We start from the raw sequence: 25,689 nt of genomic DNA on the forward strand, positions 1-25,689 counted from the left end.
CACCCCAGAGAAGAGAGAAGAGACCATGCACAGCACCTTGATCGTCGCGCGGATGGACCCGGGTTCCGGACCCGATGTAGCCGGTCTGTTCGAGGCCTTCGACAAGACGGAGATGCCGCACCTCATGGGCACCCGGCGCCGCCAGCTGTTCTCCTACCGCGGCCTGTACTTCCACCTCCAGGAATTCGACGAGGACAACGGCGGCCGGCTGATCGAACAGGCCAAGACCGACCCCCGGTTCATCGCCATCAGCGACGACCTCAAGCCGTTCATCGAGGCCTACGACCCCGCCACCTGGCGCTCGCCCGCCGACGCGATGGCGACCCGCTTCTACCACTGGGATGGTTCCGCGTGACCGGGCGCAGGGTGGTCATCACCGGCATCGGCGTCCTCGCCCCCGGCGGCGTCGGGGTCAAGGACTTCTGGAGCCTGCTCAGCGAGGGCCGCACCGCCACCCGCGGCATCACCTTCTTCGACCCCGCGCCGTTCCGGTCCCGGGTGGCCGCCGAGATCGACTTCGACGCCGAGGCGAGCGGCCTGAGCCCCCAGGAGATCCGGCGCATGGACCGGGCGGCGCAGCTCGCGATCGTCGCCACCCGGGAAGCGGTCGCCGACAGCGGCCTCGACGTGGGCGCCATGGACCCGTACCGGCTCGGCGTCACGATCGGCAGCGCGGTCGGCGCGACCATGGGGCTCGACGAGGAGTACCGCGTCGTCAGCGACGAGGGCCGGCTGGACCTGGTCGACCACGAGTACGCCATCCCCCACCTCTACAACTACTTCGTCCCCAGCTCCTTCGCCGCCGAGGTCGCCTGGGCCGTGGGCGCGCAGGGCCCCAGCACCGTCGTGTCGACCGGCTGCACCTCCGGCCTGGACTCCGTCGGATACGCCGTCGAGCTGCTGCGCGAGGGCTCGGTGGACGTCATGATCGCCGGAGCCTCCGACGCCCCGATCTCCCCGATCACGATGGCGTGCTTCGACGCGATCAAGGCGACCACCCCGCGCGACGACGCCCCCGAGCAGGCCTCCCGGCCCTTCGACGGCACCCGCAACGGATTCGTCCTGGGCGAGGGGTCCGCGGTGTTCGTCCTGGAGGAACTGGAGAGCGCCCGGCGGCGGGGCGCGCACATCTACGCCGAGATCTCCGGCTACGCCTCCCGCTGCAACGCCTTCCACATGACCGGGCTGCGCCCCGACGGCGAGGAGATGGCCGAGGCCATCAGGGTGGCCCTGGACGAGGCCCGGATCGCCGGTGACCGTATCGACTACATCAACGCGCACGGCTCCGGCACCAAGCAGAACGACCGGCACGAGACCGCCGCGTTCAAGAAGAGCCTCGGCGACCACGCCTACCGCACCCCGGTCAGCTCCATCAAGTCGATGGTGGGGCACTCGCTGGGCGCGATCGGATCCATCGAGATCGCCGCCTGCGCCCTGGCCATGGAGAACAACGTCGTTCCCCCCACGGCCAACCTGCACACAGCCGACCCCGAGTGCGACCTCGACTACGTGCCGCTCACCGCGCGGGACCACCGCACGGACACGGTGCTCACCGTGGGCAGCGGATTCGGCGGATTCCAGAGCGCCATGGTGCTGGCGCGGGTCGAAGGGAGCACGCGATGACGACATCGGTCGTGATCACCGGTCTGGGCGTCGCCGCCCCCAACGGCCTGGGCAAGGAGGACTTCTGGGAGGCCACCCGCGAGGGGCGGAGCGGAATCGGACCCCTCACCCGGTTCGACGGCTCGGGCTACCCGGCGAAGCTGGCCGGCGAGGTGCCCGGCTTCGACGCGAAGGAACACCTGCCGAGCCGGCTGCTCCCGCAGACGGACCGGATGACCCGGCTCGCCCTGGTCGCCACCGACTGGGCCCTGGCCGACGCCGGAATCAAGCCCCAGGAGGCCGAGGGCTTCGAGATGGGCGTCGTCACGGCCAGCTCGTCGGGCGGCTTCGAGTTCGGCCAGAACGAGCTGCGGAAGCTGTGGAGCAAGGGCAGCCAGCACGTCAGCGCCTACCAGTCCTTCGCCTGGTTCTACGCCGTCAACAGCGGCCAGATCTCCATCCGCAACGGCATGAAGGGGCCCAGCGGTGTCCTGGTGAGCGACCAGGCGGGCGGCCTCGACGCCGTCGCGCACGCGCGCCGCCAGATCCGCAAGGGCACCGGGATGATCGTCTCCGGCAGCATCGACGCCTCCGTCTGCCCCTGGGGCTGGGTCGCCCAGCTCGCGAGCGGACGCCTGAGCACCGTCGAGGACCCCGCCCGCGCCTACCTGCCGTTCGACCCCCGGGCCGCCGGCCACGTCGCGGGCGAGGGCGGCGCGATGCTCATCCTGGAACAGGCCGACAAGGCGCGCCGCCGCGGCGCCCGGATCTACGGCGAGGTCGCCGGATACGGCGCCACGTTCGACCCGAAGCCCGGCAGCGGCGCCGAACCCGGCCTGCGCAAGGCCATCGAACTGGCCCTGGCCGACGCCGGCACCGCGCCCGGCGACGTCGACGTGGTCTTCGCCGACGCGGCGGCCGTACCGGAACTGGACCGGGCCGAGGCCGACGCGATCAACACGGTCTTCGGGCCGCGCGCGGTCGCCGTCACCGCGCCGAAGACGATGACCGGCCGCCTCTACTCCGGGGCGGCACCGCTCGACCTGGCCACCGCGCTGCTGGCGATGGAATCCGGGCTGATCCCGCCCAGCACCAACACCGAACCCGACCCGGCCCTCGGCCTTGACCTCGTCACCGGCGACGCCCGGCCCGCCCGGGTGAACACCGCGCTGGTGCTGGCCCGCGGCCACGGCGGCTTCAACTCCGCGGTGCTGCTGCGCACCGCCCCCACCGGCTGATCCGGCCGGACACGGCACGACCTCTCTCCCGTACACAACCGGCACGAACCCTCAGAAGGAAGGCAGGACAGACGGTGAGCACTCAGCCGTTCACGATCGAGGACCTCAAGCGAATCCTGCTCGAAGGCTCCGGCGCCGCGGAGGACGTGGACCTCGACACCGACATCCTGGACCAGGAGTTCGAGGACCTCGGCTACGACTCCCTGGCACTGCTGGAGACCAGCAGCCGGATCGAACGCACCTACGGCATCACGATCTCCGACTCCATCCTGGCCGACGCGACGACCCCGCGCGCCCTGGTCGGAGCCGTCAACGAGCACCTGGCCGAGGACGCCGCGGCCTGACCCCCGCCGCACCTCTCGCGTACCGCACGCACCTCATCCACCGTTCACGGGAGCAGCCATGTCACAGGACACTCAGGACACCAGGGTCGCCGTCGTCACCGGCGCCACCAGCGGAATCGGTCTCGCCGTCGCCCGGCTGCTGGCCGGCCAGGGCCACCGGGTCTACATCGGGGCCCGCAACGCCGAGAACGTGGCCTCCACCGTCAAGGAGCTGCGGGAGGAGGGCCTCGACGTCGACGGCGCGACGCTCGACGTCCGGTCCCCGGAGGGCGTCGAGGAGTTCGTGCGCGCCGCCGTGCAGCGCTACGGCACCGTCGACGTCCTGGTGAACAACGCGGGCCGCAGCGGCGGCGGCGTCACCGCCGACATCGACGACGAGCTGTGGGCCGATGTCATCGACACCAACCTCAACAGCGTCTTCCGGATGACCCGCGCCGTGCTGAACGCGGGCGGCATGCGGGACAAGAGCCGGGGCCGCATCATCAACATCGCCTCCACCGCCGGCAAGCAGGGCGTCGTCCTCGGAGCGCCCTACTCGGCCTCCAAACACGGCGTGGTCGGCTTCACCAAGGCGCTCGGCAACGAACTCGCCCCGACCGGTATCACCGTCAACGCCGTCTGCCCCGGCTACGTCGAGACCCCCATGGCCCAGCGGGTGCGCCAGGGCTACGCGGCGGCGTACGACACCGACGAGGCCGCGATCATGAAGCGCTTCTCCGCGAAGATCCCGCTCGGCCGCTACTCGACCCCCGAGGAAGTGGCCGGCCTCGTCGGCTACCTGACCTCGGACACCGCGGCATCGATCACGGCCCAGGCGCTCAACGTCTGCGGCGGACTCGGCAACTTCTGATCCCTCCCGAGCAACCCTCGCTAGGAGACACGTCATGACGACCCAGCACGTCGAGCACGAGATCACCGTGGCCGCGCCCGCGGCCGACGTCTACCGCCTGATCGCGGAGGTGGAGAACTGGCCACGGATATTCCCGCCCACCATCCACGTCGACGTCGCCGAACGGACCGGCACCGACGAGCGCATCCGGATCTGGGCCACCGCCAACGGCACCGCGAAGAACTGGACGTCCCGCCGCACCCTCGACCCCGAGGGGCTGCGCATCGAATTCCGCCAGGAGGTCTCCACCCCGCCCGTCGCGGCCATGGGCGGCACCTGGATCATCGAACCGCTCCCCGGCGGGGACTCCCGCGTCCGGCTCCTGCACGACTACCGGGCCATCGACGACGACCCGGACGGCCTGAAGTGGATCGAGGAGGCCGTCGACCGCAACTCCCGCTCGGAACTGGCCGCGCTCAGGACCAACGTCGAACTCGCGCACGCGTCGAAGGAACTGACCTTCTCCTTCGAGGACAGCGTGCGGATCGACGGACCGGCCAAGGACGCCTTCGACTTCATCAACGAAGCCGGCCTGTGGGCCGAGCGGCTGCCGCACGTGGCCTCCGTCCGCTTCGGCGAGGACGCTCCCGGGCTCCAGACCCTGGAGATGGACACCCGCGCCCGGGACGGCTCCGTGCACACCACCAAGTCCTACCGGGTGGCCTTCCCGCACCAGAAGATCGCGTACAAGCAGATCACGCTGCCCGCGCTCATGACCCTGCACACCGGCTGCTGGACCTTCACCGAGGAGGATGACGGCGGCGTCACCGCCGTCTCCCAGCACACCGTGGTGCTCAACACGGCCAACATCGCCCGTGTCCTGGGCGAGGAGGCGACCGTCGAGGACGCCCGCGCCTATGTGCACGGCGCCCTGAGCACCAACAGCCGCGCCACGCTCGGTTACGCCAAGGAGTACGCCGAGAGCGACAGCCACGCCGAGAGCAAGAGCTGACCGTGGCCGCCCTGGACTGCGATGTCGTCGTCGTCGGAGCGGGACCGGTCGGGCTGCTCCTCGCGGGCGAACTCAGGCTCGGCGGGGCGCAGGTGGTGGTGCTGGAGCGCCGGGCGGAGCCCGGAACGGAGTCGCGGGCGTCCACGCTGCACGCCCGCACGATGGAGATCCTCGACAGCCGCGGCCTTCTGGACCGGCTGGGGCCCCTGCCCAACGACGTCATGGGCCACTTCGGCGGCATCCCGCTCGACCTGACCCTGCCGTCCCCGTATCCGGGGCAGTGGAAGATCCCGCAGACCAGCACCGAGGCCGCCCTGCGCGAGTGGGCGCTGTCCCTGGGCGCCGACCTGCGGCCCGGCCACGAGGTGACCGGGCTGACCGCACACCCGGACCATGTGACGGCCGAGACGGCGGGCCCGCGAGGACCGGTCAGCGCCCGGTACCTCGTCGCGTGCGACGGCGAGGACAGCACCGTCCGCCGGCTGACCGGAGCGGCCTTCCCCGGCGAGCCCGCACGCCGGGAGCTGATCCGCGCCGACGTCGCCGGTATCGACATCCCCGCCCGGCGCTTCCAGCGGCTGCCCCGGGGACTGGCCATCGCGGCCCGCAACCCGCAGGGCGTGACCCGGGTGATGGCGCACGAGTTCGGCACCCCGGCCCGGGAGCGGTCAGGGGCGCCCGGATTCGCCGAGATCCGCGACCTCTGGCAGCGGGTCACCGGGGAGGACATCGGGCACGGCGACGCCCTGTGGGTGAACTCCTTCGCGGACGCCGCCCGGCAGGTGGCCCACTACCGGCAGGGGCGGGTGCTGTTCGCGGGCGACGCCGCCCACCAGCAGATGCCCATCGGCGGCCAGGCCCTCAACCTCGGGCTCCAGGACGCCGCCAACCTCGGCTGGAAACTCGCCCTCCAGGTGACCGGGCGGGCCCCCGAAGGCCTGCTCGACAGCTACCACACGGAGCGGCACGCGGTCGGCTCCCGGGCCCTCGGCAACATCAAGGCCCAGGCCCTGCTGCTCCTGGGCGGCGCCGAGGTGGAGGCGGTACGGGAGGTCGTCGCCGAACTCGTACGGCGGGAACCGGTGCGCGCCCACCTCGCCGCGATGATCTCCGGCCTCGATATCCGGTACGACACCGGCCCCGGTACCCACGAACTCCTGGGCCGCCGCCTGGCCCACGGCCACCAGGGGCACGGCTCCCGGGGCCTGCTGCGGCCGCACACCGACGCGCCGGACCGGGCGGCCGGGCTGCGGCGGGCCCTGGCCCCCTGGAGCGACCGGGTCGACCTCGTCACGGACGGTACGCCGGCGGCCGTCCCCGACCCGGGGGCCACCGTGCTGATCCGGCCGGACGGATACGTCGTGTGGGCCGACGAGGAGCGGCCCCGGGGCGGCAGCGGCGAGGTGGAGCCGGCCGGGCTCGGCGCGGCCCTGCGGCGCTGGTTCGGCGAACCGGCGGCGAGCGGGACCGCGTACGACCTCACCCGCACGCCGCATCGCACCCCCGCCCGCACCCAGTCCCCGCCCCCGGCCGCACCCGGCGGCCCGGCCGTCGGCGCACCCTCACACACCACCTCACATGGGAGAGACGCAGGTATGAACAGGTTCACGGGCAAGACGGCGCTGGTGACCGGTTCCAGCCGGGGCATCGGCCGGGCCATCGCCCTGCGGCTGGCCAGGGAAGGCGCACTCGTCGTCGTACACAGCTCCAGCGGCGGCCGGGCGGCGGACGACGTCGTCGCCACGATCGAGAAGGACGGCGGCAGGGCCTTCGCCGTCCGGGCGGAGCTGGGCGTGCCCGGCGACGTCCACGAACTCTTCCTCGGCCTGGAGCAGGGCCTGAAGGAACGTACCGGCACCGTCGACCTGGACATCCTCGTCAACAACGCCGGGATCATGGGCGGCGGGGTCGCGGCCGACGCCACGACACCCGAGCAGTTCGACCGGCTCTTCGCGGTCAACGCCAAGGCGCCGTTCTTCGCGATCCAGCGGGCCCTGAAGAACCTGACCGACGGCGGCCGGGTCATCAACATCACGTCCGGGCTGACCCACTTCGCCAACCCGGAGGAGATCGCCTACGCGATGACGAAGGGCGCCGTCGAACAGCTGGCGCTGCACTTCGCCAAGTACCTCGCGCCGCGCGGCATCACCATCAACAGCGTCGCGCCCGGCATCACGCGCAACGACAACCCGGTCTTCGACATCCCGGAGGCCGTCGAGCAGATGGGGCAGCTGTCTGCGTTCGGCCGGGTGGGCGAGCCGAGGGACGTCGCCGACGTGGTGGCGTTCCTGGCGAGCGACGACGCCCGCTGGGTCACCGGGGCGTTCCTCGACGCCACCGGAGGCACCCTCCTGGGCTGAGCGGAGGCAGGGACGGAACGGGAGCCGGACGGAGTGAAGGAGCTCGGACGATGCCCATGACACGCACTCAGGATTCCTTCGGCTCCCCGCCCGCCGCAGGGGAGCGGTGGAGCCCCCGGCTGTGGGGGCTGCTGTTCGTCCTGGCCGGGAACATGCTCATCGACGCCCTCGAAGTGTCGGCGATGATCGTGGCCATGCCGGCGGCGGGCAAGGCGCTCGGCCTGTCGCTGACCGGGGCGCAGTGGCTGATCACCGGCTTCGCCGTCGGCTTCGGCGGGCTCATCCTCTTCGGCGGCCGGCTCGTGGAACTCCTCGGCCGGCGCCGCGTCTATCTGTGGGCGCTGCTCGGCTTCGCCGCGGCGTCCCTGGCGGGCGGGCTGACCGACGAACCCGCCGTGCTGGTGGCCACCCGGATACTGAAGGGCTTCTTCGCCGCGCTGACCGCGCCCACCGGCCTCGCGATCATCGCCTCGGAGTTCCCGGCGGGGCGGAGCCGCGAGCGCGCGGTGTCCGTCTACACCCTCTTCGGCGGTTCCGGGTTCGCCGCGGGCCTGGTGCTGTCGGGTCTGCTGACCGCGGTCAGCTGGCGCTGGACCGTCGCCTTCCCGGCCCCCATCGTCCTGGTCCTGTTCGCCTTCGCCGTACGCCTGATCCCGCGCGGCCCCGCGCCCTCCGCCCCGCCCCCGGGCACCCCGCGCCACTTCGACGTGCCCGGTGCGCTCGCCCTGACCGGGGCCCTGGTGTGCCTGGTGCAGGGCATCGTCTCGGTGCCGGCCCACGGCTGGCTCGACGCGCGCGCGGCCGGCCCGCTGACGCTGGCCGTGGTGCTGGGCGCGCTCCTCGTCGCCGCGGAGCGCACCGCGCCCCGGCCGCTGATCCAGGGCCGGCTGCTGCGCAACCGCACGCTGCTCCGCTCGATGGCCGGGGCCGCCGCGCTGAACGGCGTGAACCTGGGGCTGCTGCTGATCCTGACGGCCCGGCTGCAGACCGGCCTCGGCTGGTCCCCGCCGCGCACCGCCCTGGCACTCCTGCCCGCCAGCGTGCCACTGGCCGTCACGGCACTGCTGTCCCGGAAGCTGATCGCCCGTTACGGCACCGCCCGGCTGATCACGCTGGGGGCGCTGGGCCCGGTCCTGGGCGCGGCGCTCTGCCTGCGCCACCCGGTCCCGGAGCGCTACGTCACCGACGTGCTGCCGGCCCTGCTGCTGGTCGGCGCGGGGTTCGTGCTGGCCTTCGCCGCGCTGAACACCCAGGCCACCTCCCGGCTGGCCGCCGTCGACCGGGCGGCCGCCATCGGTCTCTACCAGAGTGCCGTGCAGGTCGCCGCCGTCGTCGTGCCGGCCCTGGCCGCGGCGCTGGCCGTCGGCCGGTCCGACGACCGCGCGGCGTTCCTGCTCGTCACCGCCGTCGCCGTGGCCGGGCTGCTCGCCGGGCTCAGCGGCTTGAGAGACGGTCGGGCCCGGGTCGAGAAACCATCCAGAGGAGAGTGACGCACCGATGTCCGTAACCGACACGACTCCGGCCCGGCGTACCGAATGGACGCTGTACGAGCGCCTGGAGGAACTCCGGCTGATCAAGGACGAGGCCCGGCACGGCCCGGACCCGGCCGCCACCGACCGGCAGCACGCCAAGGGCAAGCTGACGGCGCGTGAGCGCATCGCGCTGCTGCTCGATGAGGGTTCGTTTCATGAGGTGGAGCAGTTGCGCCGGCATCGGGCGACGGGTTTCGGCCTGGAGGCGAAGAAGCCGTACACCGATGGTGTGATCACCGGGTGGGGCACGGTGGATGGCCGGACGGTGTTCGTGTACGCGCATGATTTTCGGATCTTCGGTGGTGCGCTGGGTGAGGCCCACGCGACGAAGATCCACAAGATCATGGACATGGCGATCTCGGCCGGTGCGCCGCTGGTCTCGCTGAACGACGGCGCGGGTGCCCGTATCCAGGAGGGCGTCTCGGCGCTCGCCGGGTACGGGGGGATCTTCCAGCGCAATACCAGGGCGTCGGGTGTCATCCCGCAGATCAGCGTGATGCTCGGTCCGTGTGCGGGCGGCGCGGCCTACAGTCCCGCCCTCACCGACTTCGTGTTCATGGTCCGTGAGACCTCGCAGATGTTCATCACCGGTCCGGACGTCGTCAAGGCGGTCACGGGCGAGGAGATCACGCAGAACGGCCTCGGCGGCGCCGACGTGCACGCGGAGACCTCGGGCGTCGCGCACTTCGCGTACGACGACGAGGAGACCTGCATCGCCGAGGTCCGCTACCTCATCGGACTGCTGCCCTCCAACAACCGTGAACTCGCCCCGACCGTCCTGTCCGACGACCCGCACGACCGGCGGAGCGACGCACTGCTCGACCTGGTCCCCGCCGACCCCGGCCGGGTCTACGACATGCGCGCCGTCATCGAGGAGATCGTCGACAACGGGGACTTCTTCGAGATCCACTCCGGCTGGGCGGGCAACAGCCTCTGCGTCCTGGCCCGCCTCGGCGGCGAGGTCGTCGGCATCGTCGCCAACCAGCCGGCCACCACCGCCGGGGTACTGGACATCCGGGCCAGCGAGAAGGCGGCCCGCTTCGTCCAGTTCTGCGACGCCTTCAACATCCCGCTGGTCACACTCATCGACGTACCCGGCTTCCTGCCCGGCATCGAACAGGAGCACAACGGCATCATCCGGCACGGCGCGAAGCTGCTCTACGCCTACTGCAACGCCACCGTTCCTAGAGTCTCGGTCGTGGTTCGCAAGGCATACGGTGGTGCCTACATCGTGATGGACTCAAGGTCCATCGGAACCGACCTGTCTTTTGCCTGGCCCGGCAACGAGATCGCGGTCATGGGGGCGGAGGGCGCGGCCAACGTCATCTTCCGCCGCGAGATCAACAGCGCCGACGACCCCGAGGCGATGCGGCGGCAGAAGATCGAGGAGTACCGCTCCCAGCTCATGCATCCGTACTACGCGGCCGAACGCGGCCTCGTGGACGACGTCATCGACCCCCGGACGACCCGCGAGACCCTCATCGGATCGCTCGCGATGCTGCGCGACAAGCACGCCGAACTGCCCTCCCGCAAGCACGGCAACCCCCCTCTGTGACGGAGAACCATGTCGGACATCCGGGTAATCCGCGGCTACGCTACTCCCGAGGAACTCGCCGCTCTCGTCGTGGTGTTGATGGCCCGGTCCGCCGCGGCCCAGCCCCAGCCCCTTCGCCCGTCCCGCCGCCGCGCACCCAACTGGCACCGCCTCGAACGCGCGCTGCGCCACAGCGGCGCCCGGGGCTGGGGCCGGGAGCAGGGAACGGGCCGCACGCTCGCAGTGAGCTCCCCGGGCCGGACTTGACTTCAGCCTTGGTTCAACGTTCAGACTCGGGCGGAAAGGCCCCAGGCCGTCTCCGCCCGGCCGGTACTAGAGGAGATATATGTCCGCCGCACCTCTGCGCCTCGCCGTGATCAACAGCAGCGTCCGGGAGGGCCGGTTCGGCCCGACCGTCGCACGATGGTTCCTCACCCAGACCGAGCAGCGCGCGGACGTGGAGGTCGACCTGATCGACCTCGACGAGCACGCGCTGCCGCACCAGATGTCGCACTCGCCCAGTGACGAGGTGGCCGCGGAACTGGCCCGGGTGTCGCCCCGCCTGGCCGCCGCCGAGGCCTTCGTCGTGGTGACGCCGGAGTACAACCACAGCTACCCGGCCTCGCTCAAGAACCTCATCGACTGGCACTCCACCCCGTGGCAGGCCAAGCCGCTCGGCTTCGTCTCGTACGGCGGCCTGGCCGGCGGCCTGCGGTCGGTGGAGCACCTGCGCCCCGTCTTCGCCGAGCTGCACGCGGTCACCGTGCGCGACTGCGTGAGCTTCCACAACGTGTGGGGGCAGTTCGACGAGTCGGGAGCCCTCGTGGAGCCCACCGCGGCGAGCACGGCCGCCAAGGCCCTCCTCGACCAGCTGGTGTGGTGGGGCGTCTCGCTGCGCGAGGCCCGCGAGAAGCGCCCGTACGGGGCCTGAGACCCGGCAGGCCTACCGGGCCGTCCCACCGCGGACGGCCCGTGGGCCCGACACCCGCGAAATCACTGGTCGCCCTGCGCGAGGCGCACCAGCACCTTGTGGAAGTCCTCGCGCTCAGCGGGGGAGAAGGCCGCGAACATGGTCTCGTTGGCCTGTTCGACGGCCCGGTCCATCTCCTCGAACAGCTTCCGGCCCTCCTCGGTACTCCTGACGAGGTTGCGGCGACGGTTGGCGGGGTCCGTTTTACGGGTGACGGCCCCGCGGCCCTCCAGGTCTCCCAGGAGCGCGACCATGTTTCCCGCGTCCAGGCCGAGGGCCCGCCCCAGGTCGGCCTGGGTGCACTCGCCGAGTTCGGCCAGGCCCGCCATCACGCGGTAGTGCTGCATCCGCAGACCGGTGGTGTCGAGGTATTCGCAGAGCAGCCGCTGGGCCCGCAGAGCGGCGCCGGAGAGCAGCCAGACATCCAGTTCGACCAGGCGTCCGTACAGGGTCATGCGGACGAGTCTACGGGACAGTGTTGCACCGACCAACGTTCAGGCCATATCGTTATGCCGTACAACATTGGTCGACACAACAAATGTGTCAGGGCCATCGGCCTGCCGTCACAGAAGTGAGAACTCGTCATGGCTGAAGAGCACATCACCGCGCCCCGTGAGTCCGGCGCCGCCACCCCGGACGCCCGGCGCTGGCAGGCCCTGGTCTACATCGCCCTCGCCCAGCTGATGGTGTCCGTGGACAGCACCATCGTGAACATCGCGCTGCCCTCCGCACAGCGGGCACTCGACATCTCCGACAGCAACCGGCAATGGGTCATCACCGCCTACATGCTCGCCTTCGGCGGATTACTGCTCCTGGGCGGCCGGATCAGCGACACCATCGGCCGCAAGCGCGCCTTCCTCATCGGCGTCATCGGCTTCGGAGTGGCGTCCGCCATCGGCGGCCTGGCGGTCAACTCCGGGATGCTGCTGACCGCGCGGGCCCTGCAAGGCGCGTTCGGCGCCCTGCTGGCACCGGCCGGCCTGTCCCTGCTGGCGGTCACGTTCGCCGAACCCAAGGAGCGGGCCAAGGCCTTCGGGGTGTTCAGCGCGATCGCCGGAAGCGGCTCCGCCGTCGGCCTGATCCTCGGCGGCGTGCTGACCGAGTACCTCAACTGGCGCTGGTCCCTCTTCGTGAACATCGCCTTCGCCGTGGTCGTGGTGGCCGGCGCCGTCTCCGTCGTCCGCGACGAGGGCAGCCGCCCGCCCCGCGAGAAGCTCGACATCGCCGGCACCCTGCTCTCCGTCGCCGGAATCGTCGCCCTCGTCTACGGATTCACGCTCGCCGACAGCGAAGGCTGGACCGCCACCCCCACGCTGGCCCTCTTCGTGGCGTGCGTCGTCCTGCTGACCCTGTTCGTGGTCGTCGAGAAGCGGAGCAGCGCACCGCTCCTGCCGCTGCGGATCGTGACCGAGCGCAACCGGGCCGGTGTCTTCGCCTCCCAGGCACTCGCCGTGATCACCATGTTCGGCCTGCTGCTCTTCCTGACCTACTACTTCCAGGAGATCCGCGGCTACGGCGCCCTCGCCTCGGGTGTGGCGTTCCTGCCCATGGTGGCCGGCATGCTCATCGGGGCGGGCCAGATCGCCAGCCGCATGATGCCGAAGACGGCCCCGCGCTGGATCATGGGCCCCGGCTTCCTCGTCGCCGCACTCGGCATGCTGATCCTGACCCAGCTGGACGTCGACTCCTCCTACCCGCTGCTCGTCCTGCCCGGCCAGCTGCTGTTCGGCATCGGCCTCGGCATGGCCTTCACCCCGGCGATGAGCCTGGCCACCCACGGCGTCGAGGACCACGAGACCGGTGTCGCGTCCGCGATGATCAACGCCTCGCAGCAGCTCGGCGGCTCCATCGGCACCGCCCTGCTCAACACCATCGCGGCCAGCACCGCCGCCGCCTACCTGGCCTCCCACAGCGGCGGCTCCGGCATCGCGAACCAGGCGGCGGTCCACGGCTACGCCGTCGCCGTGTGGTGGACCGTCGGCATCCTGCTGCTGGCCGGCGCGCTGATCATGCTCACCAACAACCTGCCCAAGCCGCGGCAGGACGAGAAGGCGGCCGAGGACATCGCCCCCGTAGCCGTGTAGGCGGCACAGCCGCACCCCATGAACGGCGACCGCCGGCGCCCCTCCCCCGTGGCGTCGGCGGTCGCTGCCGTTCGCGGCCCGCCCGCACGACCGGCCCCCGACGCAGCACAGGAGACCTCGTGGACCACGAGCAAGAGGCGGCGAACTCCTCCGTGCCCGCACCCGCCACCGGCACACCCCCGGTCCGTACGGTCACCCTGCACGGCAACGGCGTCACCCTCTCCGGACTGCTCGCCGAACCCGCCCGCGAACCCCGCGCCCTCCTGGTGGCCCTGCACGGCGGCGGAATGCGGGCCGGATACTTCGACGGCCGCGCCGACCCGGCCACCTCGCTGCTGACCCTCGCCGCGTCCTGCGGATACACGGCACTCGCCGTCGACCGCCCCGGCTACGGCCGGTCCGCCGCGCGACTCCCCGGCGGCGCGGCCCTGTCCGAGCAGGCGGACACCCTCCGCGCCGCCCTGGACGACTACCGGCTCCGCCACCCCGCCGGCGCCGGAGTCCTCCTCGTCGGACACTCCCTGGGCGGTGCCACCGCCCTGCACACGGCCTCACGGTGGACGGACAAAGGACTCCTCGGCGCGGACGTCTCCGGCATCGGCGACCGATGGGCCCCCGCCGCGAAACAACTCGCCGCACGCGGCGGCCGCCTCTCCCACCGCATGCACTGGGGACCCCTCGCCCTCTACCCGCCCGGCACCTTCCGCTCCGCCGACACCCTGATCACGCCCGTCCCCGAGCGGGAGGCCCGCGAAATACTGGACTGGCCCCAGACGTACGCCCGGCTGGCACGGCACGTGCGGGTGCCGGTGCGGTTCACCTTCGCCGAGCACGAACGGTGGTGGCGCAGCGACCCGGAGACCGTACGGGCCATGCTCGGCCGCCTCGGATCCCCGCTGTCCCGGAGCGAACGGCTCCCCGGCGCGGGCCACAACATCAGCCTCGGCCGGACGGCCCGCGCCTATCATCTGCGGGTCCTCGCCTTCCTGGAGGAGTGCCTGACACTCCCGGAAGCCGCGAAGAACCCGCCGGGACCCCGCTGACCGGGCAACTCCCGCCCACCGCACCCGTACCGGAACCCACCCCGCCGAGATCCACTCCACAACCACTGCACAAACCCTTGAGAAACGCACCGAATTCAGTGGGGCAGGACTCGACATACGTTCTCGGATCAGCCATGCGATTCATGCGCACGATACGCTCGCGCCGCTCCAGCGCAATTACTGGAAGCCGACCGCGAACGATGTCCTCCCATGAGTCCCAATGACGGATCACGAGACCGGGGGTCGATTCCTCGTGCGACAGGATCAAGTCGACGTCAAACTTCTGCGCTGGCCTGCGGAATCGGCCAGAAGACGCCAATGCATGGAAGAAGGCCTCCTGCGCCTGCTCATCGTGGAGGGCGGCGGCCCCGCCCCGATCTGCTCCGACACACGCGAGGACTGGGCACGGGCGCCCATCAGCAACGACGACTTACGCGCACGGATGACAGCCCTGCGCGCCAAGTCCTACCCCTTCACCGTACCGACCGTCGACCCGAGCGGTGCGCTGAAGTACCGCGACCGCGTAGTAGCGGTCTCACCTGTGGAAACAGCCTTACTGGACAGCCTGACCGGCTCCTTCCGAGCGCTCGTGGGCCGTGAGGAACTACTGGACCGCCTGGGCGAACGCCAGGCGTGCATCAGCCGCAACGCACTGGACCTGCACATCATGCGCATCCGCCGGCGCATCCAGCCGCTGGGCCTGGCGCTCCAGACCGCCCGGGGCAGGGGCTACATCCTCGCACCGGCCTCCTGACAAAAAGGTACGGCGGAAACATCCCCCGGAAAACAGGATGGAAAGACAGCGGACAGGAACGGCTGACAGGCCCGCCGAGTTCGATGTCCAATGTTTCGGCAGCATGAAGAAACCCGTTGCTCGCGGCATTCTGCCATCCACTCCGATGGGATACTCCATGACCATTCAGCGACCGGCCTCCATCGACCACCGGGAACCCTGGCTCAGGATCGGCACCCGCGAGTTCCGTTCCCGCCTGATCGTCGGAATCGAGCAGTACGATTCCGTCTCCGTGGTGCGGGACGTCCTCACGGTGACCGAAGCCGACATCTTCATCACCACCGTCGACCCGGACAACCGCCGCAGCAGCCTCCTGCTGTCCGACCTGGACGCCGCCCTCGACCTCGACCGGTTCACCTGGATCGGCACCACCTCGTTCGCCCGCTCCAAGGACGGCGCCCTGCGCACGGCCGACGTCCTGCGCGACTCCTGGGGCATCGACATCCTGAAGCTGGACGTACGCGGCGACAACAACATGCCCGACAACCGCCAGACCATCGAAGCCGCCCACGAACTGAGGGCGAAGGGCTGGTCGCTGCTGCCCTTCATCCTGCCCGACCTGAGCACCGCCCTGGCCCTCCAGGACGCGGGCTGTTCGGCGCTGCGCGTCATGGCGGCCCCCGTCGCCTCCGGGCGCGGCATCGTCGACCCCGGCCCCATCCAGGAGATCATCGACGTCCTGAGCATCCCCGTCATCGTCGAAGGCGGCCTCGGCACCGCCCACCACGTCGCCCAGGCCATGGGCATGGGAGCCGCGGCCACCCTCGTCAACACCGCCCTCGTCGAGGCGAAGGACCCGATGAAGATGGCACTGGCCATGCGGCACGCCACCACAGCGGGCCGCTGCGCCTACGAGTCCGGACCGATGGCCGAGACCATCGCGGCCTGAGGAAAGGCCCGCCGGCCCAGCGCCCGACGCCGGCCCGGTGCACACCGCGCAGGAGAGGATGACGTACCCCTGAACCGCCAAGAGGGTTACAGCCCCACCCGGGAACACCCGGGTGGCAGCGCGGCCGGCCCGAACCGGCCACCGCACACGGCCGGGCCGGGCGACCCGTGGCCAGGCGTACCGGCGTTCGTCGCCGGCACCACGGCCGTGGCCGCCATCGGCCTCGCCGCAGGCGGAACAGCCGGCGTCCTGCTCGCCACGGAACTGGCCGGCACGGCCTCGGTGGCCGGACTGCCCGTGGCCCTCCACCTGGGCGGCTCGGCGGCCGGCGCACTCCTGGTGTCCCACCAGGCAGGACGCGGACACCGCGGCCGCGGACTGGCCCTCGGCCTGGTCCTCGGGGCCTTCGGGGCACTGGTCGTCGTCCTCGCCGCCCGGCAGGGCAGCCTCGGCTGGATGCTGGCCGGCAGCGCCCTGCTGGGCATGGCCAACTCCTCCATCTTCCTTCTCCGTTACACCGCGGCCCAGGCCGTGCCGGAAGGCAACCGCGGCAGGGCACTGGGCCTGGTGTTCCTCGCCACCGCCATCGGCGCGGTCATCAGCCCACTGCTGCTCGGCCCCAGCGGCTCCGCCGCACGGGCCGTGGGCCTGCCCACACTGTGCGGCCTGTACCTGGTCGCCTTCGCGGCGTTCGGCTGCTCCGCGCTCCTGCTGGCAGCGGGCTGCTCCCCGCGCACACCCGTACTGGGACGGGCCGCCGGCGTGCTCGCCTCCGGCACGAAACCCGCACGCGGCACCCTCCGGCTGGGCGCCGCACTGCGGGAGCCGGCAGCCGTGGTGGCCATGAGCGCGCTGGCCGGGGCCAACTTCATCATGGTCGGCATCATGACGATCACCCCGGTGCACCTCAGCCAGCACGGCGCGAGCACCGGCGTGGTCGGCTCCTTCGTGGCGCTGCACGTCGTCGGCATGTTCGCCCCCGCCCCCCTCGTCGGACGACTCGCCGACCGCCACGGGCCCGTACCCGTCGTCCTCATCGGCGCCGTGATCTCCCTCGTGGCCTGCGCACTCGGCGGCTTCAGCACAGGCCCCACAACGATGACCACCGCGCACCTCGTCCTGGCGGGCCTCGGCTGGAACTTCGGCGTGGTCGGCGCCAGCACACTGCTGACCGGCGCGGTCCCAGGACAGCTACGCCCCTACGTCGAGGGGATCGGCGAAGCCACGATGGGCGCCGCCGCCATGGTCGTCGCCCCCCTCGTGGCCCTCTTCCCCGGCGCCTGGGGATACCAGCTCCTGGCGCTCTGCGCCCTCGCACTCACAGCCCTCGCCCTCGCCCGCATGCGCGTCCCCGCCTCCGGCCCGCTCGCCTAGACATCAAGGATGCCGACATGAAAATTCTGACCTGCAGCAACAGCTGCCCCCAGTGGACGGACGGACAGCTCAACCCCCGCTCCGCGGGCGGGCTCGTCCCCATGCTGATCGCCCTGCTCGACGAACACGGCGGCGACTGGATCTTCACCTCACCCCCCGGCGACGACCTGCCCGCATCGGTGACCCTGGCCGGCGGCGTCACCCTGCACCCCATGGGCCTGGACGAGGACCTGCGCCGCCACCACTACGACACCATCTCCATCCAGCTGTTGCTGGGACTCCTGCACTACATGCACGACACGTCCGTCGAACCCGTCTTCGACAGCAGGCTCGCCGACGCATGGGCGGGCTACGAGACCGTGAACCGGCTGTACGCGCAGCGGCTCACCACCCTGTCCGCCGACACCGCCGACGAACTGATCCTCATCAACGACCCGCACCTCATGCTCGTCCCGGAGTTCTTCACCGCGGGCAAGACCTCCAGGCAGAGCAAGCTCACCTACTTCCTCGGCACACCCTGGTGCGAGCCCGACTACTTCACCCTCCTGCCGGGACACGTCCGCACCCGGATCCTGGAATCCCTCCTCACCTGCGACACCGTCGGCTTCCACGCCCGCCGCTGGACCGACGCATTCGCCGCCTGCTGCGCCAGGTTCCTGCCCGACGCCGTCATCGAGGGCGACACCGTCGTGCACCGGGGCCACCGCACCCGCCTGGTGTCCTCCCCGTTCCCGCTCGACGTACAGGTGCTGGACACGATGGTGGAGGAACCCGCCACCGCGTCATGGACCCAGCGGCTGACGGAGATGGCGGACGGCCGGCGCGTGATGGTGCGGGCCGACCGGATCGACCTCTGGAAGAACATGCCCCGCGGGTTCGCCGCCTTCGAAGCGGCCCTGGAACGCTCCCCGGAACTCGCCGAAACCACCTGGTTCCTCGCCATCGGCACCTCGCCCAGCCGCGCGTCCGCCCGCCACCTCGCCTACCAGCGGCTCACCGAGGAGGCGATCCAACGGGTCAACGACCGCTTCGGGAAACCCGGCCGGCCGGTGGCCACCCTCCTCCAGCCCGGCAAGGGCCGCGACTCGCGCAACTGCGTCGTCGCCGCCCTGCTCATGAGCACCGCGGCGATCGTCAACTCCACCTACGACGGCCTCAACCTGTTCGCCAAGGAGGCCGCCTACCTGCTGGACGACTCCGCTTCGCTGCTCCTGTCGGTCAACGCGGGCATCCACGAACAGCTCGGCCCGTTCGCCCGCGCCATCGACCCCTTCGACATCGACCAGAGCAGCCGCGTCATCGAGGCCGCGCTGAACACGGCCGCCGACGGCACCGGCCCCGCCGAGAAGCGCCGCGCACTGCTGCGCTCGGAGACCGCCGAGGAGTGGCTCACCTCGGTCTTCCCCAGCTGACCCCGGGCGACCGCGCGTCGTGGTGCCGCGTCCTCCACGCGGCACCACGACGCGTCCGACAGGGTTGAATTCACGGGGTGAAAACAAGGGTTGACGTCTGCTGCTCTCCGCCCTGGAGGTACAGACACATGGCTCCGAGCCGAAGCCGAGGGGCTCAAGGCGGTCCGCTTCCAGGACGGCCCTGCGGTATTACGCCGTAATACCGAGCCGCCGAAGGAGGTTCACCTGCCTGGAGGCGCGCGGCTTCCGCGCCCGCAGACAGGTGGAGGCGGGCGTCACGTGATGTCGGCGGTCGTGGCGGACTTCTCCGCCCGCATCCGCTTCGACTCCTCGATCTTGTAGTCGACCAGCAGCTCTGTCAGCTTGCGCCGGGCCGGTACATCGAGCTGCGCGACGATGAGGGCGGTCAGGGTGTGGGGGTCGGTCGAGGGCAGCGGGGCGGCGGGGCCGGTGGCCGGCGCCTGCTGCTCGGCGGGACGTGACTTCTTCGCCCTGGTGGCCTTCAGCCGCTGGAGGTGGGCCTCCTGCTCCTCGGCCTTCTTCTTGCCGACCAGGCGCAGGGTGGCCGCGGACTCCTCGCCCGACTGGAGCTTTTCCTTGAGCGCGGGCGTCAGGGTCAGCAGCGCGAGGCGCTGGGAGACCCAGCCCTGGGAGCGGTGGAGGCGGGCCGCGAGGGCCTCCTGCGTGCCGTGGATCCGCAGGAGCTGTTCGAGGGCCCTGGCCTCGTCCAGGTGGTTGAGTTCCTGGCGGTGGATGTTGGCGACGAGGGCCGACTCCAGTATCTCGTCGGGGTTGCTGCCGAGTTCGTCGTCGAGCATCACCTTGATCCGGGCGACGCCCGCCTCGCGGGCCGCCGCCAGGCGGGAGTTGCCGTCGATGACGACGTACTTGGTGCCGGGTTCCAGGTCGTCTTCCCGCCCCGGGTTGCCTTCGAGGTAGGCGAACCGGCCCATGATGCTGACGGCGGTCTTCTGGCCGTGGTCGCGCAGGCTGTTGCCGAGGTCGGTGAGGTCACCGAGGTCGGACCTGGGGTTGTCGGGGTTGAGGCTGATGACGTCGACGGGCAGGTCGACCGGGGGAGGGGCCCCCTCGGTCGGTGCGGCTGCCACCTGGTTGATGGCGGCGCGGCGGGCACTGATGGACTGGGTCTGGCCGAAGGAGGCGCCGGCGCCGAGCCGGGATGCCTTGCTCATGAGATCTCCCGTGCGAGTGCGCGCATGCCGACCGCCTGGTCACAGCGGGGTGAGTACGCGAGCAGGGGCTGCTTCACACGTACCGCCTCCTTCTGCTCCTTCAGGTCTCCGATGACTCCGACGACCCGGGGGTCCTTGATGTCCATCCAGGAGCTGAGGGAGGAGGTGGCGATGTAGCCGCGGCGTGCGTCGTAGTGGTTGACGACGATGCCGAGGTAGTCGAGTTCGAGGTGCATGTCGTTGCGGAGGTCCTCGATCTGCGAGGTGAGGAGCCCGTAGGCGTCGGCGGAGCTGTCCTCGGCCTGGACGACGACGAGGACACCGGAGTTGCCCGGGGCCTCGCCCTGCCGGCGGCGCCCGTAGTACGCGGCGGCGTCCATGCTGAGCCCGAGGCTCGGCGGGCAGTCGATGATCACGGCGTCGTAGTCCCCCTCGATCGCCGACAGGGCCCGTTCCAGCGCCGCCTCGCGCGCCCGGACCGCGGAGAGCTTGACGTCGAGGAGGAAGGCGTCGGTGCAGGCGGGCAGCAGATGGAGCCGGTCGCCGAAGCGGGGGTCCTCCACCGGTACGACGAGATCGGCGAGCCGGCCCATCGCCTCACCGGCCATGTGCTTGGTGAGGCTGTCGCCCTCGATGGGCAGCGGCTGGTGGCCGAGCTGCTTGGTGAGGTGGCACTGCGGGTCGAAGTCGACGAGGAGAACACGCAGCCCGAGCCCGGGAAGGTCCTCGTGGTCGAGAGACGAACTCTCCTCGCCCCCGAAGAGCGCCGCCGCGAAGTGCTTGGAGATGCGGACGGGGTGGAGCGCGTCGGCATCCTCGGCAAGCGCTTCGCCGGTACCGGCGGCGATGGCGGTCTTGCCCACGCCGCCCTTCTGGTTGCAGGTGATGATGCGCTTGGGGTGCTCCGGTCGTACGGCGGTGGGCGCGGGGTTCGTCTCCAGCCACATGACGACCGACTGGGCGAGCCCCTGAATGAGCGACACCCCGCGGGAGGCGCAGTCGGTGCGGAACTCCTCCCACTGCCCGTCGGGGAGAAAGGTGGCGAAGGATTTGGCACCGGCCGTGTCGACGGAGGACAGGTTGGAGCCGAGCCGCCGCCAGGCCCTGATGCCGGCTTCGACGGCGTGCTGGATGTCGACGTTGTGCTGGGCGGCCCGGATCTTCAGATCCTGCTGCAACACCGAGGGCAGCTTGGAGACGACCTTCTCGCGGTCGCCGGGGGAGGGCGAAGTCATAGGAGTCACCTTACTAACTTTGGTGATCCTTTCCGACACCAGCACGTTAGTTGTGTCGTTGAGGAGGTCCTCCGCGCTGGGAAAGGCGGGGCTCGCGTTCAGGAGGGCTTCCGGTACCGCGGACTCCTTCACGGAGAGGCCGAGTCGGCGATCCCCGGGGCCGGCGGTCCGGCGTACCGGATCGATTCCGATACCCGCCGTGCGCAGGGTGCGGGGCCGGGCGGCGGGGGTGTCGTTCCGGCGGCTGGTCCGAAAGCACGTGGAGCGGCACCCGGGTGGGCGACTACGCGGGTACCTCCGGCCGCTACACGAACGCGCCGAAGGGCGGCCTCACCCGGACCGGCGACGGCGGGTTCGCCGTGACCGGGACCGGTGGCGTCGCACCGTGGGCCGGCCCGGTCGTGCTCACGGCGTGGACCCGACCGCGCTGCTGACCGGTGACCTGCTGCTGCACAGGCGCGACGCGTAGCCGGCTCGGCTATTACGCCGTAATGGCCGAGCCGCCAGAGCCGCCGCCAGAGCCGCCGCCCGTCCCGTCGGTTCGCCCCGTCAGTTCGCGGCGTCAGCCGTCGCGGTCAGCCCCCGCTGCGAACGCGGCGTCTTGTCGCCGACCCGCTTCGGCTCGATGGTGCTCGGGTCGACCGCTTCGCCGGGCGCGCCCTCGTGGTACGGGCCGTCGGGGTCGGCGTCGCGGTCATGGGGGAGCAGGAAGAAGACCCGGCGCAGATGGAGACCGCTGTCGGGGTCGGCCTCCGTGTGCGACTCCAGCTCCGTGTAGCCGACCATGCGGCCGTCCCGCTCGTAACGGGGCTTCCCCCGGCGACGGGTGGTCTTGTCGAGGGCCTGGCGCACGTAGTCGAGGTTGTCGGGGTTCTCCAGCCAGACCACGGCGTTCTCGTGGTGGAGGTCGCTCTCGTTCAGCAGCGAGCTCATGGCTGCAGCCCCTTTGTGTTTCGGCCGGCCGGGAGAGGGCCGGGATGGGTGTGAGCACGTTCCCTGGTGGGGGCACCGTGTTCATGGTAGGCCGAGGCGGCGGATGTGCGCCGGGCGCGTGGGTCAGGCATGGCCGGTCCGGGAGTCGTCGTCGGTGAGGAGCCCGAGGCCCGGGTAGTACTTCTTGCCGCTGGACTTCATCATGTCGGCGGGCGAGGCGAGGGAGAGTTCCTGGCGGACCCGGGTCGCGAACGCGCGTGCCGTCGCGGGCCGGATGCCCTCACCGGCACTGCACCAGCTGCAGTACGTCGCGTACAACAGCCCCTGCTCCACCCGGAGATCGGTGGTGTGGGTGGTGCAGCACTCGGTGAGGAAGCGGCCGATGTGGTCCTCGGTGGTGGCGTACGCGGCGGTGGCGGTTCGGACGGTGGCGGGCCCGTCGAGCGGGTCACGGGTCGCGAGATAGAGCTTGGCGCCCTCGATGAGCCACTGCAGGATGCCGGGGCCCTCGCTCTGGACCAGTTCCTTGGCGAGGTTGTCGATCTTGCGGGCGGCGGGGACGACGCGCTCGAAGGGGATGAGCCGGATCCGCCGCCAGAACGCGTGACCGCCGGTGCCGACCTCGGGGCGGTGGTTGCCGAGCAGCCAGAGCTTGTGGGTCGGGTTGAAGCTGAAGAAGTCCTGCCGCATACGACGGGCCATGATGCGGTCGCCGCCGGTCAGGAGCTTCACACGGGATTCGTCGAACTTGTCGTTCGGCTTGAGTTCGGAGCAGACGACGATGCGCCGGCCGTGGAGTTCGGTCAGCTCGGTGGAATGCTCGGAGAACTTGCCCTTCTCCATCAGGAACCCCGGCGGGGCGGCCTGCGCGTAGTCGCCGAGGATCTGCGTCATGACGTCGAGGAGGACGGACTTGCCGTTGGCGCCGGTCCCGTAGAGAAAAGGAAGCACCTGGGCCCCGACGTCACCCGTCACGGAGTAGCCGAGGAGCAGATGGAGGAAGTGGATGGTCTCCTCGCCCTTGGCGTCGTCACCGAAGGTGTCGTGGAGGAAACGGTGCCAGCGCGGGGTGGGCGTCGCCTCGGGAGCCACACTCGTGGCACGGGAGTGCATGTCGCCCACGGGGTCGGGCTTGTGGAGGTGCCCGGTGTGGAGGTCGACGACACCGGCAGGGGTGCACAGCGCGTACGGATCGCCGTCCAGGACATCCGGATCCAGGGCGAGCGCGGGGGAGGCCTTGGCCTGGGTGAGCATCGCCTTGATACCGGGGGTCGACATGGAACGCCGCCGGTGGGAGCTGAGTTCCCGGTCGGTGAACTGACCGGAGGGGTCGGTCGCGGGCATCTGCTCGGCCAGATCGCCCGCCGCCCAGACAGCGGCCTTCTCACCCCCGGTGCGCTTCCAGCGGTACTGGTCCCAGTGGTACCAGCCCAGCCCCTCGACGTGGCGGAACTGGTCGCCGAACATGACCGCGAACAGCTTGGCATTGCCCCGGTCGGTCAGGAGCGAGGGCAGCCGCCCCCCGGACGGCGCCGGCTCGGGCACCGCGGAGGCGTTCTGCTGAGCGGGCAGGCCGGGTAGTCCGCCCTCCTCTTCGAGAGCGAGCATCTGCTGCGCTGCGGCAGTGGCGTCGAAGCGCGGGCTGCTGTCGGCGCTGCTCATGGGCGTCCTTCGGGATGGAACGGGCGGGCTGCGCCGGCGGACAGGGCGGAAGCGATGACGGTGAGGCTGTGCCGGCTGCGGTGCGGCCGCGCGCGGTCGGCGGCCGCGGTCAGCAGGTCCTGTGCCTGGCTCTCGGTGAGGTGCCCGCCGGCCACCAGGCCACCGGCGGTGTAGGCGGCCCGGTTCAGCTTCTCGGTGAAGGCCGTCCCCTCGGCCGCCGCCCCGCAGGCCTCGACTTCGGCGAGCAACGGCTCCAGCAGCCGCGTGGCGCGCCGTTCGCCGCGTGCGGCCCGCACGGGCCGTGGCCGGGGCGCGGGGACCTGTACGGGGGCGGGGCGGGGCGTATGGCCGGTACGCCGGAGCTCGGCGGCGAGCCAGTCGGGCAGGGGCGCGGGGAGACGGGCCGCGCCGACCGGGGTGTAGGTGCCGGCGGGGGTGCGGGTGGCCGGGGTCACGATGTAGCCGCCGACGGCACGGACATCGACCTGCCAGGCCAGGGCGACCTTGGGGCTGGACCCGACCGACGACCGGTAGCTCGGCCCGTCGCGATCGGTGCGGTACCAGACGTGGAGGCCTCCGGAGGGCGTACGGACGCGGAGCGTCGACGCGTCGTCCGCCGGACTCGGCCGGCCGCGCAGCGCCGCGAGGAGGGCCAGGGTGTCGAACCCGGAGGCCAGGCCCGCCAGGTTGACGCTCTCGTGGATGGGGATGCCGGGCAGGAGCCGGTCGCGGTGCGGGACTTCGGCACTGTGGGCGTCGACGTCCAGTACGACGAGCCCGGCCGGGCCGCACGAGACCCCGACCCCCAGCGCGGGGTTGACGCCCCACCAGGCCGCCAGCAGCTCCGGGTCCGTGGTCGCCGCGTGAAAGCCGTGACACCACTTGCCCGCCGGAAGACAGGGGCAGTCGGCCGGACGGTGGTGGTCCTTGCGGCAGGCCGGACAGTTGCCCGCGGGAGTCTTGCGGCCGGCGGCCAGCGGATGGACCGGCCAGCCGTGGCCCGCACACCAACGGGCCATGTCGAAGGGACTCGTGGTTCCCGCCGCACGCGGGCCACTGGTCTCGCTTTGACGCGGCACGCTGATTCGTCCTTGCCGAGGGCCAACAGGTTGTTTCAGTCCCTGGAAGAAAGACCAGGTCACAGCGTTTCCGCTGCGAGACAGAGGGACTGAAGGGACTGAGTTTTCCAATCGGGTCAGAGCCTACAACAGCAGCCTCCGCGCACGTGGGACTGTTTCCTTCCGCGAGTCCCTTCAGTCCCTTGACCACCTGCGGGAGTTGCGCCGCACCGCCGCCGGAACCCGACGCGGCGGCCGGCGAGCAGGCCGGGCGTGTCGGCCGTCGCACCCCGGACGCGAAGCGAGGGACCGAAGAGGGACGGAAGAGGGACCGAAGGGACTGGACCCTTTCGGTCCCTCTTCGGTCCCTCCAACAAAACCGCAGGTCACAGCGTTTTACGGGATAAAGCGAGGGACTGAAGGGACTGAGAGTCAGTAGTTATGAACGGCTCAGGAGTACAGGGGGTAAATAAGGGGAGAATAGGGTGGTTTGTCTCGCGTGCGCGCATACACGCGCACGCATAATGACTGGAACAGGGAAGTTGAGTCCCTTCAGTCCCTTCGGACCCTCTCCAGCACCCACTCCAAGCCT

The 25,689-nt window shown here is 70.9% G+C and carries 23 protein-coding genes; 17 read left to right on the forward strand and 6 right to left on the reverse strand.

Annotated features, from left to right (window positions below; all coding sequences use genetic code 11):
- Positions 1–25 precede the first annotated feature (25 nt).
- The 11 genes from P8A18_RS34050 (at position 26) to P8A18_RS34100 (ending at position 11,382) form a co-directional block, all read left to right on the forward strand.
- Positions 26–355 carry a TcmI family type II polyketide cyclase gene (locus tag P8A18_RS34050; RefSeq protein ID WP_018554454.1) on the forward strand — a complete coding sequence of 110 codons (330 nt, stop codon included), beginning with the start codon at positions 26–28 and terminating at the stop codon, positions 353–355.
- Positions 352–1,623: a beta-ketoacyl-[acyl-carrier-protein] synthase family protein gene (locus tag P8A18_RS34055; protein ID WP_306061663.1), complete on the forward strand. Its 1,272-nt coding sequence runs from the start codon at positions 352–354 to the stop codon at positions 1,621–1,623. The genes P8A18_RS34050 and P8A18_RS34055 overlap by 4 nt, the downstream gene beginning before the upstream one ends.
- Positions 1,620–2,840: a ketosynthase chain-length factor gene (locus P8A18_RS34060; RefSeq protein ID WP_306061665.1), complete on the forward strand. Its 1,221-nt coding sequence runs from the start codon at positions 1,620–1,622 to the stop codon at positions 2,838–2,840. Before P8A18_RS34055 ends, P8A18_RS34060 begins: the two co-directional genes overlap by 4 nt.
- Before the next feature lie 74 nt (positions 2,841–2,914).
- On the forward strand, positions 2,915–3,184 hold the full coding sequence (locus P8A18_RS34065; protein WP_306061667.1) for an acyl carrier protein: 270 nt from the start codon (positions 2,915–2,917) through the stop codon (positions 3,182–3,184).
- A 58-nt stretch (positions 3,185–3,242) separates the two neighbouring features.
- On the forward strand, positions 3,243–4,034 hold the full coding sequence (fabG, locus tag P8A18_RS34070; RefSeq protein WP_306061669.1) for a 3-oxoacyl-ACP reductase FabG: 792 nt from the start codon (positions 3,243–3,245) through the stop codon (positions 4,032–4,034).
- 34 nt (positions 4,035–4,068) lie between these two features.
- A complete protein-coding gene (locus P8A18_RS34075) occupies positions 4,069–5,025 on the forward strand; it encodes an aromatase/cyclase (protein ID WP_306061671.1) in 957 nt (318 codons plus the stop codon).
- Positions 5,026–5,027: 2 nt separating this feature from the next.
- Positions 5,028–7,385: an SDR family oxidoreductase gene (locus tag P8A18_RS34080; RefSeq protein ID WP_306061673.1), complete on the forward strand. Its 2,358-nt coding sequence runs from the start codon at positions 5,028–5,030 to the stop codon at positions 7,383–7,385.
- A 56-nt stretch (positions 7,386–7,441) separates the two neighbouring features.
- The gene (locus P8A18_RS34085; RefSeq protein WP_306061675.1) at positions 7,442–8,875 is read left to right on the forward strand and encodes an MFS transporter; all 1,434 of its coding nucleotides are present in this window, start codon (positions 7,442–7,444) and stop codon (positions 8,873–8,875) included.
- Positions 8,876–8,882: 7 nt separating this feature from the next.
- Positions 8,883–10,472 carry an acyl-CoA carboxylase subunit beta gene (locus tag P8A18_RS34090; protein WP_306061677.1) on the forward strand — a complete coding sequence of 530 codons (1,590 nt, stop codon included), beginning with the start codon at positions 8,883–8,885 and terminating at the stop codon, positions 10,470–10,472.
- A 9-nt stretch (positions 10,473–10,481) separates the two neighbouring features.
- Positions 10,482–10,718: an acyl-CoA carboxylase subunit epsilon gene (locus P8A18_RS34095; protein WP_306061679.1), complete on the forward strand. Its 237-nt coding sequence runs from the start codon at positions 10,482–10,484 to the stop codon at positions 10,716–10,718.
- Between the two features lie 79 nt (positions 10,719–10,797).
- Positions 10,798–11,382, forward strand: coding sequence for an NADPH-dependent FMN reductase (locus P8A18_RS34100; protein ID WP_018554483.1), 585 nt, complete (start codon positions 10,798–10,800; stop codon positions 11,380–11,382).
- Positions 11,383–11,444: 62 nt separating this feature from the next.
- Here the strand turns inward: P8A18_RS34100 and P8A18_RS34105 are convergent, their stop codons facing one another.
- Complete coding sequence (locus P8A18_RS34105; protein WP_018554484.1) at positions 11,445–11,876, reverse strand: MarR family winged helix-turn-helix transcriptional regulator; 432 nt, start codon at positions 11,874–11,876, stop codon at positions 11,445–11,447.
- 129 nt (positions 11,877–12,005) lie between these two features.
- On the opposite strand from P8A18_RS34105, the gene P8A18_RS34110 reads away from it, so the two are divergent.
- The 6 genes from P8A18_RS34110 to P8A18_RS34135 all read left to right on the forward strand — a co-directional run bounded on the left by P8A18_RS34110 (position 12,006) and on the right by P8A18_RS34135 (position 19,016).
- The gene (locus tag P8A18_RS34110; protein WP_306061681.1) at positions 12,006–13,505 is read left to right on the forward strand and encodes an MFS transporter; all 1,500 of its coding nucleotides are present in this window, start codon (positions 12,006–12,008) and stop codon (positions 13,503–13,505) included.
- Positions 13,506–13,624: 119 nt separating this feature from the next.
- Positions 13,625–14,548: an alpha/beta hydrolase gene (locus P8A18_RS34115; protein ID WP_306061683.1), complete on the forward strand. Its 924-nt coding sequence runs from the start codon at positions 13,625–13,627 to the stop codon at positions 14,546–14,548.
- Positions 14,549–14,870: 322 nt separating this feature from the next.
- Entirely contained in the window at positions 14,871–15,302 is a 432-nt protein-coding gene (locus tag P8A18_RS34120; RefSeq protein ID WP_306061685.1) for a helix-turn-helix domain-containing protein, read from the forward strand.
- A gap of 157 nt (positions 15,303–15,459) precedes the next feature.
- A complete protein-coding gene (locus P8A18_RS34125) occupies positions 15,460–16,230 on the forward strand; it encodes a beta/alpha barrel domain-containing protein (RefSeq protein WP_306061687.1) in 771 nt (256 codons plus the stop codon).
- A gap of 207 nt (positions 16,231–16,437) precedes the next feature.
- Positions 16,438–17,604 (forward strand): MFS transporter, encoded by a 1,167-nt coding sequence (locus P8A18_RS34130; protein ID WP_306061689.1) that lies wholly within the window; start codon positions 16,438–16,440, stop codon positions 17,602–17,604.
- Between the two features lie 17 nt (positions 17,605–17,621).
- The gene (locus tag P8A18_RS34135) at positions 17,622–19,016 is read left to right on the forward strand and encodes a trehalose-6-phosphate synthase (protein ID WP_306061691.1); all 1,395 of its coding nucleotides are present in this window, start codon (positions 17,622–17,624) and stop codon (positions 19,014–19,016) included.
- Between the two features lie 275 nt (positions 19,017–19,291).
- On the opposite strand, the gene P8A18_RS34140 is transcribed toward P8A18_RS34135, so the two are convergent.
- The 5 genes from P8A18_RS34140 to P8A18_RS34160 form a co-directional block, all read right to left on the reverse strand.
- A complete protein-coding gene (locus P8A18_RS34140) occupies positions 19,292–20,209 on the reverse strand; it encodes a ParB/RepB/Spo0J family partition protein (protein WP_306061693.1) in 918 nt (305 codons plus the stop codon).
- Complete coding sequence (locus P8A18_RS34145; RefSeq protein ID WP_306061695.1) at positions 20,206–21,444, reverse strand: ParA family protein; 1,239 nt, start codon at positions 21,442–21,444, stop codon at positions 20,206–20,208. Before P8A18_RS34145 ends, P8A18_RS34140 begins: the two co-directional genes overlap by 4 nt.
- Before the next feature lie 549 nt (positions 21,445–21,993).
- A complete protein-coding gene (locus P8A18_RS34150; protein ID WP_306061697.1) occupies positions 21,994–22,377 on the reverse strand; it encodes a DUF6009 family protein in 384 nt (127 codons plus the stop codon).
- Between the two features lie 123 nt (positions 22,378–22,500).
- Positions 22,501–24,039: a DNA primase family protein gene (locus P8A18_RS34155; protein WP_018554493.1), complete on the reverse strand. Its 1,539-nt coding sequence runs from the start codon at positions 24,037–24,039 to the stop codon at positions 22,501–22,503.
- Complete coding sequence (locus P8A18_RS34160) at positions 24,036–25,058, reverse strand: bifunctional DNA primase/polymerase (RefSeq protein ID WP_306061720.1); 1,023 nt, start codon at positions 25,056–25,058, stop codon at positions 24,036–24,038. The genes P8A18_RS34155 and P8A18_RS34160 overlap by 4 nt, the downstream gene beginning before the upstream one ends.
- Between the last annotated feature and the right edge of the window lie 631 nt (positions 25,059–25,689).

The sequence above is a fragment of the Streptomyces sp. Mut1 genome (assembly GCF_030719295.1).
In the GTDB taxonomy this organism is placed as follows: Bacteria; Actinomycetota; Actinomycetes; order Streptomycetales; family Streptomycetaceae; genus Streptomyces; species Streptomyces castrisilvae.

Bases quoted from the DNA above. Each gene is read 5' to 3' on its own strand.
- P8A18_RS34050 (WP_018554454.1), top strand. From the start codon at position 26: ATGCACAGCACCTTGATCGTCGCGCGGATGGACCCGGGTTCCGGACCC.
- P8A18_RS34060 (WP_306061665.1), top strand. From the start codon at position 1,620: ATGACGACATCGGTCGTGATCACCGGTCTGGGCGTCGCCGCCCCCAAC.
- fabG (WP_306061669.1), top strand. From the start codon at position 3,243: ATGTCACAGGACACTCAGGACACCAGGGTCGCCGTCGTCACCGGCGCC.
- P8A18_RS34075 (WP_306061671.1), top strand. From the start codon at position 4,069: ATGACGACCCAGCACGTCGAGCACGAGATCACCGTGGCCGCGCCCGCG.
- P8A18_RS34085 (WP_306061675.1), top strand. From the start codon at position 7,442: ATGACACGCACTCAGGATTCCTTCGGCTCCCCGCCCGCCGCAGGGGAG.
- P8A18_RS34090 (WP_306061677.1), top strand. From the start codon at position 8,883: ATGTCCGTAACCGACACGACTCCGGCCCGGCGTACCGAATGGACGCTG.
- P8A18_RS34095 (WP_306061679.1), top strand. From the start codon at position 10,482: ATGTCGGACATCCGGGTAATCCGCGGCTACGCTACTCCCGAGGAACTC.
- P8A18_RS34100 (WP_018554483.1), top strand. From the start codon at position 10,798: ATGTCCGCCGCACCTCTGCGCCTCGCCGTGATCAACAGCAGCGTCCGG.
- P8A18_RS34105 (WP_018554484.1), bottom strand. From the start codon at position 11,876: ATGACCCTGTACGGACGCCTGGTCGAACTGGATGTCTGGCTGCTCTCC.
- P8A18_RS34110 (WP_306061681.1), top strand. From the start codon at position 12,006: ATGGCTGAAGAGCACATCACCGCGCCCCGTGAGTCCGGCGCCGCCACC.
- P8A18_RS34120 (WP_306061685.1), top strand. From the start codon at position 14,871: ATGGAAGAAGGCCTCCTGCGCCTGCTCATCGTGGAGGGCGGCGGCCCC.
- P8A18_RS34125 (WP_306061687.1), top strand. From the start codon at position 15,460: ATGACCATTCAGCGACCGGCCTCCATCGACCACCGGGAACCCTGGCTC.
- P8A18_RS34135 (WP_306061691.1), top strand. From the start codon at position 17,622: ATGAAAATTCTGACCTGCAGCAACAGCTGCCCCCAGTGGACGGACGGA.
- P8A18_RS34140 (WP_306061693.1), bottom strand. From the start codon at position 20,209: ATGAGCAAGGCATCCCGGCTCGGCGCCGGCGCCTCCTTCGGCCAGACC.
- P8A18_RS34145 (WP_306061695.1), bottom strand. From the start codon at position 21,444: ATGACTTCGCCCTCCCCCGGCGACCGCGAGAAGGTCGTCTCCAAGCTG.
- P8A18_RS34150 (WP_306061697.1), bottom strand. From the start codon at position 22,377: ATGAGCTCGCTGCTGAACGAGAGCGACCTCCACCACGAGAACGCCGTG.
- P8A18_RS34155 (WP_018554493.1), bottom strand. From the start codon at position 24,039: ATGAGCAGCGCCGACAGCAGCCCGCGCTTCGACGCCACTGCCGCAGCG.
- P8A18_RS34160 (WP_306061720.1), bottom strand. From the start codon at position 25,058: ATGGCCCGTTGGTGTGCGGGCCACGGCTGGCCGGTCCATCCGCTGGCC.